Annotated in this window: 18 protein-coding genes and 3 tRNA genes; 14 read left to right on the top strand and 7 right to left on the bottom strand. The window is 48.2% G+C overall.

The annotated features are described in order from the left end of the window. Window positions 1-20: 20 nt before the first annotated feature. Both flhA and flhB read right to left on the bottom strand, forming a co-directional pair. Complete coding sequence (gene flhA, locus GM173_RS14745; RefSeq protein WP_203572151.1) at window positions 21-2,099, bottom strand: flagellar biosynthesis protein FlhA; 2,079 nt, start codon at window positions 2,097-2,099, stop codon at window positions 21-23. Between the two features lie 55 nt (window positions 2,100-2,154). Beyond that, a complete protein-coding gene (flhB, locus tag GM173_RS14740) occupies window positions 2,155-3,300 on the bottom strand; it encodes a flagellar biosynthesis protein FlhB (protein ID WP_203572150.1) in 1,146 nt (381 codons plus the stop codon). 83 nt (window positions 3,301-3,383) lie between these two features. On the opposite strand from flhB, the gene GM173_RS14735 reads away from it, so the two are divergent. The 10 genes from GM173_RS14735 (at window position 3,384) to GM173_RS14690 (ending at window position 10,265) form a co-directional block, all read left to right on the top strand. After that, a complete protein-coding gene (locus GM173_RS14735) occupies window positions 3,384-4,580 on the top strand; it encodes a flagellar hook-length control protein FliK (RefSeq protein ID WP_203572149.1) in 1,197 nt (398 codons plus the stop codon). 168 nt (window positions 4,581-4,748) lie between these two features. Then, window positions 4,749-5,303 (top strand): flagellar basal body-associated FliL family protein, encoded by a 555-nt coding sequence (locus tag GM173_RS14730; RefSeq protein WP_203572148.1) that lies wholly within the window; start codon window positions 4,749-4,751, stop codon window positions 5,301-5,303. Between the two features lie 41 nt (window positions 5,304-5,344). Then, window positions 5,345-6,364 carry a flagellar motor switch protein FliM gene (gene fliM / locus GM173_RS14725; RefSeq protein WP_203572147.1) on the top strand — a complete coding sequence of 340 codons (1,020 nt, stop codon included), beginning with the start codon at window positions 5,345-5,347 and terminating at the stop codon, window positions 6,362-6,364. Next, window positions 6,357-6,788 (top strand): flagellar motor switch protein FliN, encoded by a 432-nt coding sequence (gene fliN / locus GM173_RS14720; RefSeq protein WP_203572146.1) that lies wholly within the window; start codon window positions 6,357-6,359, stop codon window positions 6,786-6,788. Before fliM ends, fliN begins: the two co-directional genes overlap by 8 nt. Window positions 6,789-6,796: 8 nt before the next feature. Continuing rightward, window positions 6,797-7,213, top strand: a complete 417-nt coding sequence (fliO, locus tag GM173_RS14715; RefSeq protein WP_203572145.1) for a flagellar biosynthetic protein FliO — start codon at window positions 6,797-6,799, stop codon at window positions 7,211-7,213. Beyond that, window positions 7,210-7,956 (top strand): flagellar type III secretion system pore protein FliP, encoded by a 747-nt coding sequence (gene fliP, locus GM173_RS14710; protein WP_308439614.1) that lies wholly within the window; start codon window positions 7,210-7,212, stop codon window positions 7,954-7,956. Before fliO ends, fliP begins: the two co-directional genes overlap by 4 nt. 44 nt (window positions 7,957-8,000) lie before the next feature. Next, a complete protein-coding gene (gene fliQ, locus GM173_RS14705; RefSeq protein WP_203572144.1) occupies window positions 8,001-8,270 on the top strand; it encodes a flagellar biosynthesis protein FliQ in 270 nt (89 codons plus the stop codon). Further along, window positions 8,267-9,055, top strand: a complete 789-nt coding sequence (gene fliR, locus GM173_RS14700) for a flagellar biosynthetic protein FliR (RefSeq protein ID WP_203572143.1) — start codon at window positions 8,267-8,269, stop codon at window positions 9,053-9,055. The genes fliQ and fliR overlap by 4 nt, the downstream gene beginning before the upstream one ends. A 100-nt stretch (window positions 9,056-9,155) precedes the next feature. Then, window positions 9,156-9,941, top strand: a complete 786-nt coding sequence (gene folE2, locus GM173_RS14695; protein ID WP_203572142.1) for a GTP cyclohydrolase FolE2 — start codon at window positions 9,156-9,158, stop codon at window positions 9,939-9,941. 132 nt (window positions 9,942-10,073) lie between these two features. After that, window positions 10,074-10,265: a hypothetical protein gene (locus tag GM173_RS14690; protein ID WP_203572141.1), complete on the top strand. Its 192-nt coding sequence runs from the start codon at window positions 10,074-10,076 to the stop codon at window positions 10,263-10,265. A 57-nt stretch (window positions 10,266-10,322) separates the two neighbouring features. On the opposite strand, the gene pgeF is transcribed toward GM173_RS14690, so the two are convergent. Continuing rightward, window positions 10,323-11,054, bottom strand: coding sequence for a peptidoglycan editing factor PgeF (pgeF, locus tag GM173_RS14685; RefSeq protein ID WP_203572140.1), 732 nt, complete (start codon window positions 11,052-11,054; stop codon window positions 10,323-10,325). Between the two features lie 5 nt (window positions 11,055-11,059). Beyond that, window positions 11,060-12,112, bottom strand: a complete 1,053-nt coding sequence (gene rluD / locus GM173_RS14680) for a 23S rRNA pseudouridine(1911/1915/1917) synthase RluD (RefSeq protein ID WP_203572139.1) — start codon at window positions 12,110-12,112, stop codon at window positions 11,060-11,062. On the opposite strand from rluD, the gene GM173_RS14675 reads away from it, so the two are divergent. The 4 genes from GM173_RS14675 (at window position 12,111) to GM173_RS14660 (ending at window position 13,258) form a co-directional block, all read left to right on the top strand. Further along, window positions 12,111-12,914, top strand: coding sequence for an outer membrane protein assembly factor BamD (locus GM173_RS14675; protein ID WP_203572138.1), 804 nt, complete (start codon window positions 12,111-12,113; stop codon window positions 12,912-12,914). The two genes, rluD and GM173_RS14675, sit on opposite strands and share 2 nt — an antisense overlap. Before the next feature lie 72 nt (window positions 12,915-12,986). Continuing rightward, a tRNA-Ala gene (locus tag GM173_RS14670) sits at window positions 12,987-13,062 on the top strand. A 7-nt stretch (window positions 13,063-13,069) separates the two neighbouring features. After that, window positions 13,070-13,144: transfer RNA gene (locus GM173_RS14665), tRNA-Glu, on the top strand. 39 nt (window positions 13,145-13,183) lie between these two features. Next, window positions 13,184-13,258: transfer RNA gene (locus tag GM173_RS14660), tRNA-Glu, on the top strand. A 59-nt stretch (window positions 13,259-13,317) separates the two neighbouring features. On the opposite strand, the gene GM173_RS14655 is transcribed toward GM173_RS14660, so the two are convergent. The 3 genes from GM173_RS14655 to aceF form a co-directional block, all read right to left on the bottom strand. After that, window positions 13,318-13,494 (bottom strand): hypothetical protein, encoded by a 177-nt coding sequence (locus GM173_RS14655; protein WP_203572137.1) that lies wholly within the window; start codon window positions 13,492-13,494, stop codon window positions 13,318-13,320. Window positions 13,495-13,782: 288 nt separating this feature from the next. Next, complete coding sequence (gene lpdA / locus GM173_RS14650; RefSeq protein WP_203572136.1) at window positions 13,783-15,573, bottom strand: dihydrolipoyl dehydrogenase; 1,791 nt, start codon at window positions 15,571-15,573, stop codon at window positions 13,783-13,785. A 124-nt stretch (window positions 15,574-15,697) separates the two neighbouring features. Continuing rightward, window positions 15,698-17,359 carry a dihydrolipoyllysine-residue acetyltransferase gene (gene aceF, locus GM173_RS14645; RefSeq protein ID WP_203572135.1) on the bottom strand — a complete coding sequence of 554 codons (1,662 nt, stop codon included), beginning with the start codon at window positions 17,357-17,359 and terminating at the stop codon, window positions 15,698-15,700. Window positions 17,360-17,440: the final 81 nt, after the last annotated feature.

Below are 17,440 nucleotides of genomic sequence, written 5' to 3'. Positions count from 1 at the left end.
CCGTCGCGGCGTTTTGGCTGTTATGCGCCAAGTACATTAATGATTCGCAAAGTTTTATTGTCGGGAATCTCGGTGTGGGCAATGACCCGCAATCCGGGAATCGAGCGGCGTAAAAAACGCGATAACATCGGGCGTAGTTGCACTGGCGTGATTAAAACGGGATTAATTCCCTGTATTTCTAATTGTTCAGTGAGCGCCGCTGCTTGTTGTAGTAAGCGTTCTGCCAGTCCCGGCTCTAAGCCTCCTTGTGATTTGCCGCTGGCGGCCGACAATAAAATGCTTTCGAGTTGTGGTTCTAAAGCGACAACTTGCAACTCGTTTTCTCCCGGAAACAGCTGATGCACGATCGAACGACCTAATGCGACGCGAACGGCGGAGGTGAGTTCATCAATATCCGTGGTGCGAATCACATGCTCGGCCAAGGTCTCGATAATCGAGCGTAGGTCGCGAATATTCAGGCCGTCCTCGAGTAAGGCTTGCAGTATTTTTTGCAGTGTACCGATGGGTACCACTTTGGGAACCAATTCTTCGATGAGTTTGGGCGAGTCTTTCGCAAAGTGGTCTATTAGCGCTTGAACTTCCTCGCGACCGAGTAATTCGGCTGCATTCGATTGCAATACATTCGAGATGTGCGTACCAACTACGGTGGATGCGTCAACGACGGTATAACCCATCGCTTGCGCTTGATCGCGCATATTGCTGTCAACCCATGTGGCGGGTAGGCCAAAAGTTGGATCAGTAGTGGCGGTACCCGGTAAAGTGCCGGCTGCATTGCCGGGATTAATTGCCAGCCATTGACCAACAAAGGCTTCGCCAGCGCCCACATCTACGCCTTTGAGCTGAATTCGATACTGGTTCGGTTTGAGTTCAAGATTGTCGCGAATGTGTACGGCAGGCACTAAAAACCCTAAGTCTTGTGCAATTTTCTTTCGAATGCCGCGAATCCGGCGCAAGAGTTCGCCATCTTGATTGCGGTCAACGAGTGGAATCAAGCGATAACCCACCTCTAATCCAACCGGATCGACGGGTTGTACATCGTTCCAGCTGACTTCTTGTAGCGGTGCTTCGGCAGGGGGCGTTGGCGTTGCGCCCGGAGCCGCTCCTGAGGCTGCGCCGCCACTAGCGCTGCCAGCGGGTTTGAGTAGGTTTTGTTCGGTGAACCAAGCGAGTCCTGCCGCGATTAGTGCCATCATTAGAAAGGCGATATGTGGCATGCCAGGAATAATACCAAGTACGGCCAGCACGCCAGCGGTGACATACATGACTTGCGGACGGGAAAACAGTTGCCCCAGAATTTGTTCGGACAAGTCTTGATTGGTGCCGACGCGCGATACCACGATACCGGCTGCCACCGAAATAATCAGTGCAGGCACTTGCGCGACCAAACCATCGCCAATCGTCAATAGCGTGTAGGTCTTGGCCGCATCGGCAAACAACATATCGTGTTGCAACATGCCAACTAGCAAACCACCAATTAAGTTAATCACCATTACCAAAATACCGGCAATGGCATCTCCACGAACGAATTTACTCGCACCATCCATTGAGCCGAAGAAGTTTGCTTCGTCAGAAATTTGTGCACGGCGGGCGCGAGCTTCTTCTTCACCAATCAAGCCCGCATTCAAATCGGCGTCAATCGCCATTTGTTTGCCGGGCATCGCATCCAAAGTAAAGCGCGCTGATACTTCCGCAATCCGGCCCGCACCTTTGGTAATCACGACAAAGTTAATGATGGTCAGAATAATAAACGCCACAATCCCGACGGCAATATTGTCGCCAATCAGTACGTGGCCGAAGGATTCAATCACTTTACCTGCCGCATCGCCACCAGCATGGCCTTCAGTGAGAACGAGTTTGGTAGATGCGACGTTAAGCGATAGTCGCAACAGCGTCGTCATCAGCAGTACCGTTGGAAAACTAGAGAATTCCAGCGGTTTGTGCGTGTAAAGGCTGACCATCAACACAATAATCGACAGGGCAATATTAAACGTGAAGAAAAAATCGAGCACGAGCGGTGGTAGCGGCAGAATCATCATGCCGAGTACCATCAGCACTAAGGCTGGCATGGCGAGGGTAGACAGTTTTTTGCTACGCCACATGGCGATTACCTATCTGATGTATTTCATTGCACATATTCATTTAAAATACTTAGCCTTATATACCCCTGATATTGGCTTCGGGGTCGAGCTCTGCAGGAACTGGTAAGTCGGTATTCAGTACCGGTTCAAGGCCACCTTCTTTACGATACTGATCGAGCTGATAGATGTAGGCCAGTACCTCTGCTGCCGCAGTATACAACGCTGCAGGGATTTCTTCGCCCAATTGCGCGTGATGATAGAGCGCTCGGGCAAACGGTGGTGTGCGTACCACGGTGACTTTATGTGCTTTGGCTAATTCAATAATCCGCTCCGCCAATAAAAAAGAACCTTTGGCGACAACCTTGGGGGCGCGCATCGCTTCGTCGTATTGAATCGCGACCGCGTAGTGAGTCGGATTGGTGACGACGACGTTGGCTTTTGGTATCTCGGCCATCATTCGTTTGCGTGCCGCTTCGCGTTGCAGTTGGCGAATGCGGCCTTTAACGTGTGGGTCACCCTCTGATTCTTTGTTCTCTTGCCGCACGTCTTCCTTGGTCATGCGCAAGCCTTTGTAGTAATCCCATAATTGGTAGGGCACATCGATCAGTACGATGACGGCCATGCCACAGACGGTCATTAATAGCGTGTACTTCAGCATTTGCCACAGCATTAAAAAACCAGCATCGGGTGGCATGGTAATCAGGCTAATAAATTGCTCTTTTTCACTCCAGAGTAACCAACCGGCAATTCCGCCGATCAGCCCCGATTTTAAAATCGTTTTGATGGTCTCAACGACCGTGCGCACCGAGAACATGCGAGCGATGCCAGAGATTGGATTTAGTTTGCTAAAGCTTGGGGCTAAGGCTTCCATGCTAAATACCCAGCCGCCAATTAAAATCGGCACCATAATCGCGACCAAGACGCAGGCAGCAAAAACAGGCAGTAGCGCCACTAAAGCGCCACCTAAACTTTGAACCAAGGCTTCCTGCATTGGTTTGGTATTGACTAAATCATGGTGGGCAAAAGTAAAATTTTTCACCATGATTTCTTTGATTGCGAGATAAATATCTGGCGCAAGGATAAACACCGTGATGAGCCCTGCCATCAACGTTGCAAAGGTTGTTAACTCATGTGAGCGCGGCACCTGACCTTTTTTACGCGCATCTTCAATGCGCTTGGGGGAGGCTGGCTCGGTTTTTTCGAGATCGGAATCTTCTGCCATTTTGACAGCTTAACACGAGCGATTCTGTCGCTGGCATTGTCTTTGCTTATCTGTAGCAAAGTCTCTTTTAGGTGGGTGTAATCATGGCAATGTCTCCGGCAGCTCCTGTGCAGATTCAAGCAGCTTCAGTTAAGTCGAATGAATCACGCCCTCAGCGCGATAGCGTGAGTCGCGATGGTGATTTTGGTCGAGAATTTAAGCGTGAGCTGAATCGTGATCGAACTGAAGAGAGTCGCATCGAGCCCCCGTCAAAGCCGGTTGCACAGGAAAAGCAGACCGCCAGCGATGAAATAAGTCAGAACAATGACAATGCCGAGTTGGTGCAGGCTGCGACAGTGGATCCTTGGCTGGCCATGCTGCAAGGCGTCGCATTGAATAAAGTCAATCCAGAGCAGTCTCAGGATGTGGCGCAGTTGGCGACGGATTTGAGTGATGCTGGTGGGCAAACTCAGCAAGGTGATGAGACTTTGGCTTTAGGTGCCAATGCGACTGCCTTGCCTGCGTTTAATCTATCTGTGTCGCAGGCTAACACACAAGCTCAGAATCCAAGCACAGCAGTAACCGTGGATTCTGATGCAACGGTCGCCTTAGCTGATCTAACCCAGTTGCAAACTGATGCCAGTGATGCGGCAAGCATTGCCGCTGATGCGGCAAAATTCATTTCGACACAGTCTGATGCAAAGCCCGCTGAGCCCTTGTTTGTGAATGAACTAAAAACCTCGATTGCAGCGATCAATGAGCTTCGCCCTCAGTCCGCACTTAACGCTACGCCAGCGAATGTAAAGTCAACAGAAGTGCCTGTACACCATATTGCTACGCCAGTGGGTGAATCGCGCTGGGGTGATGCCGTTGCGCAGCGCGTTGGATTAATGCTTGGTCGGCAAGAGCAAAAAATTGAAATGCAGCTTAATCCGCCCAATCTAGGCCCAATGGAAGTACGCTTAAATCTTGCGCAAGACCAAGCTAGCGTCGTATTTAGTTCGCAAAATGCCGCAGTGCGTGAGGCATTAGCTGCCGCGATGCCAAAATTGACAACATTGTTAGCGGATCAAGGCTTTACGCTGACTAATGTTCAGGTAGCTTCCGATTCTTTGCAGCATCAGCAACAACAGCAGCAAAATCAACAAACGGCAACAGGCTCTGGCTTTAATCAGCAGCATGCCGGGCGTGATTTGGGAGGCGCATATGGTGTTCCAGCAGGTATAGACGGTGAGAAAATGCAGGAATTAGGCTCGATGCGAGTACCCCTGGCAAAAGGGGGAGTGAGTTTATTTGTTTAATTTGTTATCCTTCACATCTAAAATGCTTGCTTAGTCTATGTTTTAATGTATCTTTCGCTGTGAATCTCTTTTCTTTGCGTGAGTTTTAGTAAAGAGATGGTGAACGCTGGTTGAGTTTGTTTTAAGCGCTAAAATTTATTGGTAAATAAAAAAGTTTGAGGATGTGAAATGGCAGAAGCAAAAGCGGAGGCAAAGGCAGAGGCTGCACCTAAATCAAAGAAAAATATTTTGATTATTGCCGTCATTGGTTTGCTGGTATTTATTCTTGTCCTCGTCGGTGGCTTGGCATTTTTCTTATTAAAAAGCCCCGCGGAAGGGAGCGCAGATGAGGTAACCGCTGAAGCTGCTGCCCATGGGGAAGAGAAGAAAAAAGAAAAGAAAAAAGAGAAGAAAGACGAGCACGCTAAACCTGTGTTTGCCAAATTGCAGGATCAGCCGTTTACGGTTAACTTGAGTGGTGAAGCTGATTCTGTATTACAGGTTGAAATTATGGTTGAGTTGGCTGAAGAGGCTGATAAAGAGAAAATTACTTCGGTGCAACCTAAAATTTTGGACGTAGTGAATCGCTTATTACGTTCGAAAACGCTGGAAGAAGTCAAAACGGCCGAAGGTCAAGAAGAATTAGCGCGTCAGATTCGGGAAAAAATCAATCAAATACTTGAAGTTGAAGCGAAAGATGAGGGTGTCTTGAGCGTTAATTTCACTAAGTATTTTTATCAATAATCTGATTTGCAATCGAGTAACACTGGATTTTGAAATAAATAATGGCTGACGATATTCTCTCTCAGGAAGAGGTCGATGCGCTACTGCGTGGTGTGACCGGTGAAGAGGACGATGGTGAAGATGACATCGACCCTTCGGCTGTCCGCAACTATGATATTGGCCGCCAAGAAAGAATTGTGCGTGGGCGTATGCCCACGCTGGAAATTATTAACGAACGATTTGCACGTAATTTGCGGATTGCGCTGTACAACTTTATGCGGCGTAATGCGGAAATTAGTGTCGGCCCAATTCGGGTGCAAAAGTACAGTGAATTTATTCGCAACTTGGTGGTGCCAACCAATCTAAATATGATTCAAATGAAACCCTTGCGTGGCACGGGTTTATTTATTTTTGATCCCAATTTTGTATTTCTGGTCGTTGATAATTTATTTGGCTCGGATGGTCGTTATCATGTTCGAGTGGAAGGCCGTGATTTTACGCCGACCGAACAGCGCATTATTCAGCGCTTGCTCGAAGTTGTGTTTGAAGAATACGAAAAAGCTTGGAAGCCCGTTTTTGAGTGTGAATTTAGCTATATGCGCTCAGAAATGAATACGCAGTTTGCTAATATCGCGACGCCTACTGAAGTTGTCGTTGCCTATACCTTCAAAATTGAATTGGGCGCCGGTGGTGGCGATTTCCACGTATGCTTCCCTTATTCGATGATCGAGCCGATTCGCGATATGTTGTATAGCTCGATGCAAACGGATCGAATTGAATCGGATACACGCTGGTCGTCATTGCTGCGCAAGCAGTTGCATGATGCTGATGTGAGTTTGGTGGCTACTTTGGGGAATGCCAAAATCACCCTAGGCGATATTTTAAATTTAAAAGCGGGTGATGTAATTTCTCTGGATATTCCTGAGGCGATTATTGCTTCGGTGGATAACGTACCAGTGTTGGAGTGTAAGTATGGTATTCTTAACGGCCAATATGCATTAAAAGTCGATAAAGTGCTTGGCTCGGCCGAGGCTTTAAACGGCGTGCAAGATGAAGAACTCCGTGGAGAATCTAATGGCTGATGAAACAACAGCTGAAGAAAACCCTGATGATATTATGGATGATTGGGCTGCCGCTTTAGCTGAGCAGGAAGTTGCTGATGCGTCGGCTGATACGGCGTCTACCGTGCAAGCCGCTGATATTTTTCAGCGATTTGATACGCCGAGTTCTGGGTCAAGTGCGCCCAATAATATCGATATGATTCTCGATATCCCTGTCAATCTAACTGTTGAGCTGGGGCGCACGAAAATTGCAATTCGCAGTTTGCTGCAACTCGCGCAAGGCTCGGTTGTTGAGTTGGATGGGATGGCCGGTGAACCAATGGATGTGTTGGTGAATGGGTGTTTGATTGCTCAGGGTGAGGTGGTCGTTGTGAATGATAAATTTGGTATTCGTCTCACGGATATTATTACCCCAGCCGAGCGCATTCGTCGCTTGCATAAATAAAACGATCCATGAATTTAATTCGACTATTTTGCGGCAGCCTTTTTGGGCTGCCGTTCTCCGTTTTGGCGGCTACCGCAAAAGCAGACTCGCCGGTTGCAGGGCAAATTTTCCAAGTGATTTTTGCCTTACTGCTGGTGCTGGCGATTATTGTCGGTGCGGCATGGGCGATGCGCCGCTTTTCATTAGTGCCTGGCGGTGCGAATGCTCAGATGCGCGTTGTTTCTGGCGTGATGGTCGGCACACGTGAGCGAGTTGTAATTGTTGAGGTGCGCGATACATGGCTGGTACTCGGGGTTACTAGTGAGCAAGTGAATCTATTGCACTCATTAGAGAAGCCACTCGATGCGCCAGAAATGAAACCAACTCCCCCACAGTTTGCCGAATGGTTGCAAAAGGCAATGGCGAAACGGAAAACGATCAAATGATGAAAGTTGCGGTTACACTGCTAGGGGTATTGCTTTCAAGTGCTTTATTTGCTGCTGATCCAGCAGGTATACCTTTTATGTCTTCAACGCAGACAGCTGCGGGAACGGCTTATTCTTTACCGATTCAGACGCTGTTATTTATGACTGCGCTTGGATTTATTCCCGCCATGTTGTTGATGATGACTTCGTTTACTCGGATTGTTATTGTTTTATCATTACTACGCCAAGCGCTGGGTACGATGCAAAGTCCGCCCAATCAGGTCATCGTTGGTTTGTCCTTATTTTTGACGATGTTCATTATGGCACCAACTTTCGATAAAATTTACGCCACCGCCTATCAACCGTTTTCAGAACAAAAAATTTCTTTCAATCAGGCCCTAGAGCTGGGCGCTGTTCCTTTGAAAGACTTTATGCTTAAGCAAACGCGGCAAAAAGATTTGTCTTTTTTTATTGAAGTGTCTGGCGCGAAAGCACCTAATGGGCCAGAAGATGTTAGCTTACGTGTATTGGTGCCTGCATTTGTAACTAGCGAATTAAAAACCGCGTTTCAAATCGGTTTTATGGTCATTATTCCATTTTTGATTATTGATCTTGTGATTGCGAGTGTTTTGATGGCCATGGGGATGATGATGGTCTCGCCGGTGATTATTTCTTTGCCATTTAAAATTATGTTGTTTGTATTGGTGGATGGCTGGACGTTATTGATGGGCTCGCTGGTACAAAGTTTTTATATTACGAGTTGATATTTTTGTGATTGATTAAATCACGTTTTGATACCGAGATTTCGATGACACCAGAAACCGTCGTGACGTTGCTACAAAGAGCAATGGAAGTAATGATATTACTTGGCGCACCAGTGTTGCTTACTGCTTTGATTGCGGGTTTGATTGTGAGTATTTTTCAAGCCGCAACGCAAATTAACGAGGCGACGTTGTCATTTATCCCCAAAATTCTGGCTTGCTTTTTAGTCTTGGTGTTGGCTTTACCTTGGCTGATTGAAACGATGATGGATTACACAATCCGCCTATATCAAAGCATTCCGCAGTTGATCGGATGATTACCTTCACTCAAGCGCAAATTGAAATTTGGCTCGCCTTATTTTGGTGGCCTTTTTTGCGTATCTTTGGTTTATTGCTGGCTGATCCTTTTTTTTCTAGTCGTGCGATTCAACTCAAAATTCGGGTTGCGTTGGCGATTTTGCTGACCATCTTAATCGGCCCGTTACTACCCACCTTGCCAACAGTGCCGGTGGTGTCTCCAGAAGGGATGTTGATTGCAATTCGTGAGCTGATTATTGGCTTGTCAATTGGCTTTGTGATGCGGCTGATTTTTACCAGCGTTGAGATGGCGGGGCATTTATCGGGTTTGCAGATGGGCTTGGGTTTTGCTTCATTTTATGATCCACAAAATGCCAGCAATAGCTTGGTGATCTCTCAGTTGATGAGTTTATTTATGTTGTTGTCGTTTTTATCGGTGGGTGGGCATTTAGTTGTCTTGCGGGTTTTGATCGATAGCATGGTGCAGTTGCCGTTGGGCACTGTGCGGATCTCCGCAGATGGATTTCAATTGATCGCCAATTATGGCGCGATTATTTTTCGAACCGGTGTCTTACTGGCTTTACCTGTGTTGGCGGCACTGCTGATAGCTAATTTAGCGATTGGGGTAATGACGCGTGCTGCGCCGCAATTGAATGTGTTTGCGGTAGGCTTTCCATTAACGCTCGGTGTAGGTTTTGCTGCGATGTATTTTTCATTGCCTATGCTGGTGCCACACATTGACCAAGCAATTAACAATTACACCCGTTACATCGCTCAGATATTGCTCACTTTTAGTCAGAAGTAATGAATCCGATAAAAAAATGCAATTCCCGACTAGTTTGCTCGGGTATTGCTCCTCGGGGTATAATCCGTCGTCCTTTAAATTTTTTCAAAGAGAGATTCTCATGAGCGTGGCCATTGCCGATGTGCAAAATAGCGTAGATACCCGCAATATCGCCATCAACAAGGTGGGAATCAAGTCGATTCGTCATCCGGTGCAAGTCGCTGATCGCACTGACGGTGTGCAGCATACTATTGCGACTTTTGATATGTATGTGTTTTTGCCGCAGCATTTCAAAGGCACACATATGTCGCGCTTTGTTGAGATTTTAAATAGTCACAATAAAGAAATTTCGGTTGAATCATTTGAAACGATTCTTCGCCAAATGTGCGAACGCCTTGAAGCTGACGCCGGCTATTTAGAAATGCGCTTCCCATTTTTTGTGAATAAAACGGCGCCCGTGTCTGGTGTGCAAAGCTTGCTGGATTATGATGTGTCGCTGATTGGTGAACTGAAAAACGGCGAATTCACACAAACGTTGAAAGTCCTTGTGCCTGTGACGAGCTTGTGCCCTTGCTCGAAAAAAATCTCTGAATACGGCGCGCATAATCAACGCTCGCATGTCACGATTACCGCAACCTTGGGTGAACATGTATGGATTGAAGAAATTGTTGAGCTGGTTGAGAAACAAGCGTCGTGCGAGCTGTACGGTTTGCTGAAACGCCCAGATGAAAAATACGTGACTGAGCGCGCTTACGATAATCCAAAATTTGTTGAAGATATGGTTCGCGATGTGGCCGCTAGCCTAAATGCCGAATCGCGTATTCTGGCTTATGTGGTTGAATCAGAAAACTTTGAATCCATCCACAATCATTCTGCGTACGCTTTGATCGAGCACGACAAACGCTAATCAATAAGGAGTGAGGGGTAAGGAGTTAGGTGTGAAATTGTTGCTGGGTATTGGCTTGTAGGCTTTGCTAATTAGCGCTTGTAGTCATATACCAGTCACTTGCACTTGCGCCTCACTCCTCACAGAATTCATATGTATATTTTATTGATTGGTTATTTGTTTGTGATTGTGATGTTTGCTGCCGTGGTTGGCGCGAGCAATTGGGTTTTTGGCTTGTTTTTCTTTGTGGTGCTCGCGGTATTACCGACTTGGTTCATTTTCTGGTTACAGCGCCGTATCCAACAGAAAAAACACAAGCAAGTCGAGCATAAAGAAATGCCGTAGCACGATGTATCTGCCTAAAGCTTTTATAAAATATGGGCTTTCGGCAGATACGTGCTACTAACTAGTTAACCAGATTAAACTAGCCATGCGTCCTGTTACCCCATCGCGGCGATAGGAAAAATAGCGTTCGCTATCACTGAAGGTACATTCCTTGCCGCCGTAAATCGCTGTGATTCCGAGCTGATTAAGGCGTTGCCGTGCCAGAAGATAAATATCCCCCAACCATTTGCCATTGCTTTGCGCTGCAAATGCCGCCGTCGCTGCGGCATCGTGGCGAATGAACTCATCGCGGACATCGTCGCCCACTTCAAAAGCCTGTGGGCCAATTGCAGGGCCCAGCCAAGCCATGATGTGCTCGGCTTTGACGTTCATCGCCTTGACTGTGGCCTCAAGAACGCCATCGCAGAGTCCACGCCAGCCAGCATGCGCAGCGGCAACCACGCTGCCTTGTTGATCACAAAACAAGACTGGCAAACAATCCGCAGTCATCACGACGCTGACCACATTCGCCGTACGGCTAAAACTGGCATCGGCTTCAATTGGCGCATTAACTGTCGCCGCATCAACAACAATCGTGCTGTGGGTTTGTTTGAGCCATGCTGCAGGTGAGGGCAGTTGTTGCCGATTGGCGACAACTGCATTGATGTCGTCTCCTACGTGATCACCCAGATTGAAACTGGTGTACGGCGCGGCACTCACACCACCCAATCGCGTCGTTTGTAGCGATTTCACATTGGCTGGGGCTGGCCAGTCAGGCGTGAAACAATGGGTATTATTCACAGATATCATTTTCGTTACTCACGAACATAGATCAGTTCACAATCGTGATCGTCGTCTTCATCATCATCGTCAAACTCATCTTGGCTCATGCCAACATCGGCGCGCAGCGTGCCGATGAGTTGTTCCAAGTCGAACGGAATCGCCGCTTTCCATGTCATTGTTTTGCCACTCTCAGGGTGAACTAAAGAGAGCTTTCTGGCATGTAGCGCTTGGCGATTGAGTTCTTCTAGCGCCATGCGAACTTCGCTGCTGGTATCCATTTTCGGCGCAATGCCGTAGACCGGGTCTGCGGCGAGTGGATGATTGATGTGTGCCATGTGCACCCGAATTTGATGCGTACGGCCCGTTTCAAGGCGACATTCGATCAGTGTATAAGCGGTAAACCGCTCCAGCACATGGTAATGCGTGATAGAGGGCTTGCCAGTGCGTACTACTGCCATTTTGATGCGGTCTTTCGGGTGGCGTGCTATCGGCGCGTCTATCGTGCCATCTGCAGCGATTAAACCGTGTGCAACGGCTAGGTAATGGCGTTTTACGGTTCGTTCTTGTAATTGATTGATCAAATGGATTTGTGCTTGCAAGGTACGAGCCACCACCATCAGACCACTGGTTTCTTTGTCTAAGCGGTGAACAATGCCGGCACGTGGGATTTGGCGTAATTCAGGATAGTGAAAAAGCAGGGCGTTCAATAGCGTGCCGCTCCAATTGCCATTGCCAGGATGAACGACTAAACCCGCTGGTTTGTTGATAATCAAGATCGTGGCGTCTTCGTACAGAATATCGAGGTCGATATCCTCTGCATCAAAGGCGACTTCATTGGGGTCGGGCTGCACGTCGACCGCCAGGGTTTCCCCGCCCCAGAGTTTGGTTTTCGGCTGTGCGGTTTCTCCATCCACCGTCACCCGGCCTTCCTTAATCCACGTAGTCAAGCGGCTACGGGAAAAATCAGGCAAAATCTTCGCTAAAGCAGCGTCTAAGCGTGTGCCTGCTAAATCATCAGGCACAGACAAAACACGAATGTCTGCGAAGTCGTTATAATCGTTTAGTTCAATATCGGATTGCATCATGACTAAGATTCTACCGCGAATCCTGATTTCTGCCTTATTAGTTAGCTTAATGGCAGGATGTTCTTCGCTCAATAATGAAAAAGCAGATGATACTTTAGGTTGGAGTGCTGAAAAATTGTTCAGCGAGGCCAAATCAGAGCAAGCAAGTCGCAGCTACGAAGCTTCGAATAAATTGTTTGAGAAATTAGAAGCACGTTATCCATATGGCCGTTTTGCATCGCAAGCGCAATTGGAAATGGCTTACAACTATTACAAAGACCAAGAGCCTGCATTGGCGCTGGCGGCAATTGATCGCTTTGTAAAACAAAACCCAAGTCATCCTAGTGTTGATTATGCTTATTACTTGAAAGGCTTGGTGACTTTCAATGAGTCACAAGGGTTTATGTCTAGTATCTCTAAGCAAGATATGTCAGAACGAGACCCCAAAGCGGCGAAAGAGTCGTTTAATTCGTTTCGCGATTTGACGCAGCGTTTTCCAGATAGCAAATACACTAAAGATGCGACTATTCGCATGGGCTATCTGATTGGTGCATTAGCTATGTATGAGCTACACGTTGGTCGCTATTATTTCCAGCGCGGTGCTTATTTAGCTGCAGCAAATCGTGGCCGCGCCTTGATTGATAATTACGCCAATACCAAACAAGTTGAAGGCGCATTGGGTCTAATGATTCAATCGTATGATCGGCTGGGTTTAACCGATTTAAGCGCAGACACCAAACGTGTGTTGTTAAAAAACTACCCTGAGTCGACTGCCGACAAAGACGTCTTTAACACCGATGCCTATTGGTGGGCGCCGATTTAAAAAAAGATTGCAGATTAATGAAAGAGGGCTTGACGGGCATTAAATAGCCGTCTATTATTCTGCTCTCTTTGAGGGGGTATAGCTCAGTTGGTAGAGCGCTTGCATGGCATGCAAGAGGTCAGCGGTTCGATTCCGCTTACCTCCACCAGAACAAAGTCCCTATAGTTTAGCGGTTAGAACACTGCCCTTTCACGGCGGCGGCCGGGGTTCGATTCCCCGTGGGGACGCCAGAATTTGTTGTAGAAGTTGAAGTTAGTTTAAAAGTTAATGTCCCTATAGTTTAGCGGTTAGAACACTGCCCTTTCACGGCGGCGGCCGGGGTTCGATTCCCCGTGGGGACGCCAAATATAAAAAGCACTCGTTTAGCGAGTGCTTTTTTACTGCCTGAAGAATGGTCTAACGATTAATGATGATGATTTTTGTCGTATTCGATTCGGGCATGAGCAAGGCAATCATAGAAATCGATGCGTAAATTTGCACAGAGTTCCAAATATTGCTGCAGTTGCGTTGTCACTTCACTGCTTAACTGCTCTTTGGTATTGGGCGTTTGATTTGACACGCCCGACTGACAGCTGGCCATCTAATTACTCCTAGCAACACTGTAAATAGAGTATTGCAAGTCTTGTGCCATGCTGCAATGCGGAAAATACGTATAAGAATGTCGAAATAGCGCAATTTCTCACTGCTTTTGAGTAAAGAGCGGCAATATTTGCCTTTTTTAGCGGCAAAGCTGCGGTTTTACGTTACGAATTGCCGCTAAAACATTGTTTTTAGTTGGTATTTTTGACTTTACCATTCATCGTTTTAAACGCAGTGCATATAAAAAAGCCACGGAAAACCGTGGCTTTTTTGCATCGCTAACTGCAAATTATTTTTTGCGCTGTGGAGGCAGGTCGGTACAAACACCTTTTGCCACTTCAGCAGCCATACCAATCGATTCACCCATCGTTGGGTGAGGATGGATGGTTTTGCCAATGTCAACCGCGTCAGCGCCCATTTCAATCCCAAGGCAAATCTCGCCAATCATGTCGCCCGCGTGTGGACCAACAATCGCGCCGCCGAGGATTTGGCCGTTTTCAGCATCAAAAATCAACTTGGTAAAGCCTTCAGTCCGGCCATTGGCAATGGCGCGGCCCGAGGCTGCCCATGGGAATACGCCTTTGGTGATTTTGATGCCGTCTTTTTTGGCTTGATCTTCGGTCAAACCTACCCAAGCTACTTCTGGGTCGGTGTAGGCAACGCCTGGAATTACGCGTGCGTCAAAGTAGGCCTTATGCCCTGCGGCATTCTCAGCAGCCACGTGCGCCTCATGAACCGCTTTATGCGCCAACATTGGTTGGCCGACTAAGTCGCCAATCGCAAAAATATTCGGCACATTGGTGCGCATTTGTTTATCAACCGCGATAAAGCCACGCTCATCAACGATAACCCCAGCATTTTCTGCGCCGACTTTCTTGCCGTTTGGTGAACGACCTGTTGAGTACAGCACCAAGTCGTAGCATTGGGCTTCTGTTGGCGCTTTCGGGCCTTCAAACGTCACCCAGATGCCGTCTTCTTTTGGCACAATTGATGTGGTTTTCGAGCTGAGCATGATGTTGTCAAAGCGATGCGCGTTCCAGTCTTGCCACACTTTCACTAAATCACGATCTGCGCCTTGCATTAGGCCATCGGATAACTCAACCACGTCCAGACGTGCGCCCAGCGTTGAATATACGGTACCCATTTCCAGACCAATAATCCCGCCGCCGATAATCAGCATGCGTTTTGGTACTGATTTGAGTTCCAGCGCGCCAGTTGAATCAACAATACGTGGATCATTCGGGATGAATGGCAGTTTCACCGCTTGCGAGCCCGCAGCAATCACTGCTTGCTTAAATTTAACGACTTTTTTCTCACCGTTTAAATCTTTGCCAGTGCCGCTGGTGATTTGAACTTCCATATGATTGGCATCGAGGAAGGCACCAACCCCTCGAACTTGCTCAACTTTACGCATTTTCGCCATGCCAGCCAGACCGCCAGTGAGCTTGTTAATCACTTGCTCTTTGTAGCCGCGCAAGGCGTCGATATCGACTTCGGGCGTACCAAACTTGATACCGTTTTTCGCCATATGCGCCACTTCATCAATCACCGCCGCATTGTGCAGCAAGGCTTTTGATGGAATGCAGCCCACATTCAAGCACACGCCGCCTAGTGTGGCATAACGCTCAACGATGACGGTTTTCATGCCCAAATCCGCTGCGCGGAACGCTGCAGAATAGCCGCCCGGGCCGGCACCGATAACGAGCATATCGCATTCAATATCTACATTGCCTGAGTATTGCCCTGCGACTGGGGCTGTTACTGCAGCAGGGGCTGATACTGCCGGTGCTGGCGCAGCTTGAGGCGCAGGCGCCGCAGCAGCAGGTGCTGACGCGCTGGCGCTCACTTCGATAATCGCAATGATATCGCCTTCAGTGGCTTTGCCGCCTGTCGCGATGCGCATTTCTTTGATAACACCAGCATGGGTTGCTGGCACTTCCATTGTGGCTTTATCGGTTTCGAGTGCGATCAAGCTGTCTTCAACGGCAACGGTGTCGCCGACTTTGACAAACACTTCAATCACATCAACGCCAGCATGGCCGCCAATATCGGGTACTTTTAATTCAATCGTATTGCTCATTTTAAAATCCTGTGAGGGGTGAGGGGTGAGGGGAGAAGTGTGTGGCAATCTTTGGAGTGAGTTGTTTTTACCCCTCACTCCTTACGCCTAACACCTCACTGCGAAGCTTTACACCTCACGCCTCTCACAAAACTAAGCGACGAACATCAGACAATAATTTGCCCAAGAACACTGTGAAGCGGCCTGCTTGCGCGCCGTCGATCACGCGGTGATCAAATGACAGCGACAATGGGCACATCAGGCGTGGTGCAAACTCTTTGCCATTCCATACTGGTTTGATTTGCGATTTGCAAACACCTAGAATCGCCACTTCAGGCGCGTTCACGATCGGTGTAAAGCTCGTACCACCAATGCCGCCCAAGCTAGAAATCGTAAAGGTTGCGCCTTGCATATCAGTCGGTTTCAGTTTTCCTTCACGTGCCAAGGCTGACAATTCGGTCAACTCTTTCGTGATTTGTTTGAGGCCTTTTTGGTCAACGTTTTTGATGACCGGAACCACCAAACCGTTTGGCGTATCTGCAGCAAAACCAATGTGGTAGTACTGTTTCAGAATTAAATTATCGCCATCAAGCGATGAATTCATTTCCGGGAAGGCTTTCAGTGCTTCGGCAGCCGCTTTGATGATGAAAGCGAGTGGCGAGAGTTTCAGGCCGCTCTTTTCCCATTCTTTACCGATGGTCTTGCGGAAATCTTCTAGTTCTGTGATATCGCATTCGTCGTTGAATGTAACGTGCGGGATCACCACCCAGTTGCGGTGCAAGTTCGCGCCAGAAATCTTTTTGATTTTTGACAGCGGTTTGCTTTCGATTGGGCCGAATTTGGCGAAGTCCACTTTTGGCCATGGCAACAAATCAATGCCGCCACCAAGCGATGCGCCGCCCGCAGCTGGTGCCGCTAGCGATGATGCAACTGCGCTGGTCATTACAGATTTAACAAAGTTTTGCACGTCTTCATGCAAAATGCGGCCTTTCGGGCCTTTACCGCCGACTTTGCTCAAATCAACGCCGAGTTCGCGTGCGAATTTACGTACTGATGGCGAAGCGTGCGCTTTGCTGAAGTTGGCTTCGTCGATTTTGGCTGGCGCTGAAGTGGTCGCAACTGGCGCAGCTACGGCTGCTGGCGCGGCGGCAACCGGAGCAGGGGCAGGTGCTGCAGGTGCTGCAGGTGTTGCAACGGGTGCTGGCGCTGGTGCGCTCGCTGCGGCAGTGCCAGCGACTTCAAGCAATAACACCACATCGCCTTCAGAGGCTTTGCCGCCGACTTGGATTTTGACTTCTTTAACAATACCAGCGTGAGTTGAAGGCACTTCCATTGTGGCTTTGTCGGTTTCTAGTGCGATCAGTGATTGTTCTTTTTCAATCACATCGCCGACTTTGACGAACACTTCAATCACGTCAACACCAGCATGGCCGCCGATATCTGGTACTTTCACTTCAACGATGCCACCGCTTGTCGCGGGTGCTGCAGCTACACTTGCAACGGCTGCTGGTGCAGTAGGCGCTGAAGCGGCAGGCGTAGCTACGGGGGCAGGTGCCGCAGCGGCTTCGCCAACTTCAAGCAGCAATACCACGTCGCCTTCTGAAGCTTTGTCGCCGACTTTGATTTTCATTTCTTTGACAACACCAGCGTGTGTCGCGGGTACTTCCATCGTCGCTTTATCGGTTTCCAGCGCGATCAAGGATTGTTCTTTTTCGATGGTGTCGCCCACTTTGACAAACACTTCGATGACATCAACACCGGCGTGGCCGCCGATGTCTGGAATAGTTACTTCAATTAAATTGCTCATTCGCTTAAATCCTGTGAGGGGTGAGGGGAGAAGAGTGAGGGGTAAACCCACTCTTCGTGGCGTGAATGGCTGGGTATATGT

The sequence above is a fragment of the Deefgea chitinilytica genome (genome assembly GCF_016881405.1).
GTDB lineage: Bacteria > Pseudomonadota > Gammaproteobacteria > Burkholderiales > Chitinibacteraceae > Deefgea > Deefgea chitinilytica.
This window is presented reverse-complemented; position numbering and strand designations above follow the sequence as displayed.

Bases quoted from the DNA above. Each gene is read 5' to 3' on its own strand.
- flhA (WP_203572151.1), bottom strand. From the start codon at position 2,099: ATGTGGCGTAGCAAAAAACTGTCTACCCTCGCCATGCCAGCCTTAGTG.
- flhB (WP_203572150.1), bottom strand. From the start codon at position 3,300: ATGGCAGAAGATTCCGATCTCGAAAAAACCGAGCCAGCCTCCCCCAAG.
- GM173_RS14735 (WP_203572149.1), top strand. From the start codon at position 3,384: ATGGCAATGTCTCCGGCAGCTCCTGTGCAGATTCAAGCAGCTTCAGTT.
- GM173_RS14730 (WP_203572148.1), top strand. From the start codon at position 4,749: ATGGCAGAAGCAAAAGCGGAGGCAAAGGCAGAGGCTGCACCTAAATCA.
- fliM (WP_203572147.1), top strand. From the start codon at position 5,345: ATGGCTGACGATATTCTCTCTCAGGAAGAGGTCGATGCGCTACTGCGT.
- fliN (WP_203572146.1), top strand. From the start codon at position 6,357: ATGGCTGATGAAACAACAGCTGAAGAAAACCCTGATGATATTATGGAT.
- fliO (WP_203572145.1), top strand. From the start codon at position 6,797: ATGAATTTAATTCGACTATTTTGCGGCAGCCTTTTTGGGCTGCCGTTC.
- fliP (WP_308439614.1), top strand. From the start codon at position 7,210: ATGATGAAAGTTGCGGTTACACTGCTAGGGGTATTGCTTTCAAGTGCT.
- fliQ (WP_203572144.1), top strand. From the start codon at position 8,001: ATGACACCAGAAACCGTCGTGACGTTGCTACAAAGAGCAATGGAAGTA.
- fliR (WP_203572143.1), top strand. From the start codon at position 8,267: ATGATTACCTTCACTCAAGCGCAAATTGAAATTTGGCTCGCCTTATTT.
- folE2 (WP_203572142.1), top strand. From the start codon at position 9,156: ATGAGCGTGGCCATTGCCGATGTGCAAAATAGCGTAGATACCCGCAAT.
- GM173_RS14690 (WP_203572141.1), top strand. From the start codon at position 10,074: ATGTATATTTTATTGATTGGTTATTTGTTTGTGATTGTGATGTTTGCT.
- pgeF (WP_203572140.1), bottom strand. From the start codon at position 11,054: ATGATATCTGTGAATAATACCCATTGTTTCACGCCTGACTGGCCAGCC.
- GM173_RS14675 (WP_203572138.1), top strand. From the start codon at position 12,111: ATGACTAAGATTCTACCGCGAATCCTGATTTCTGCCTTATTAGTTAGC.
- rluD (WP_203572139.1), bottom strand. From the start codon at position 12,112: ATGATGCAATCCGATATTGAACTAAACGATTATAACGACTTCGCAGAC.
- GM173_RS14655 (WP_203572137.1), bottom strand. From the start codon at position 13,494: ATGGCCAGCTGTCAGTCGGGCGTGTCAAATCAAACGCCCAATACCAAA.
- lpdA (WP_203572136.1), bottom strand. From the start codon at position 15,573: ATGAGCAATACGATTGAATTAAAAGTACCCGATATTGGCGGCCATGCT.
- aceF (WP_203572135.1), bottom strand. From the start codon at position 17,359: ATGAGCAATTTAATTGAAGTAACTATTCCAGACATCGGCGGCCACGCC.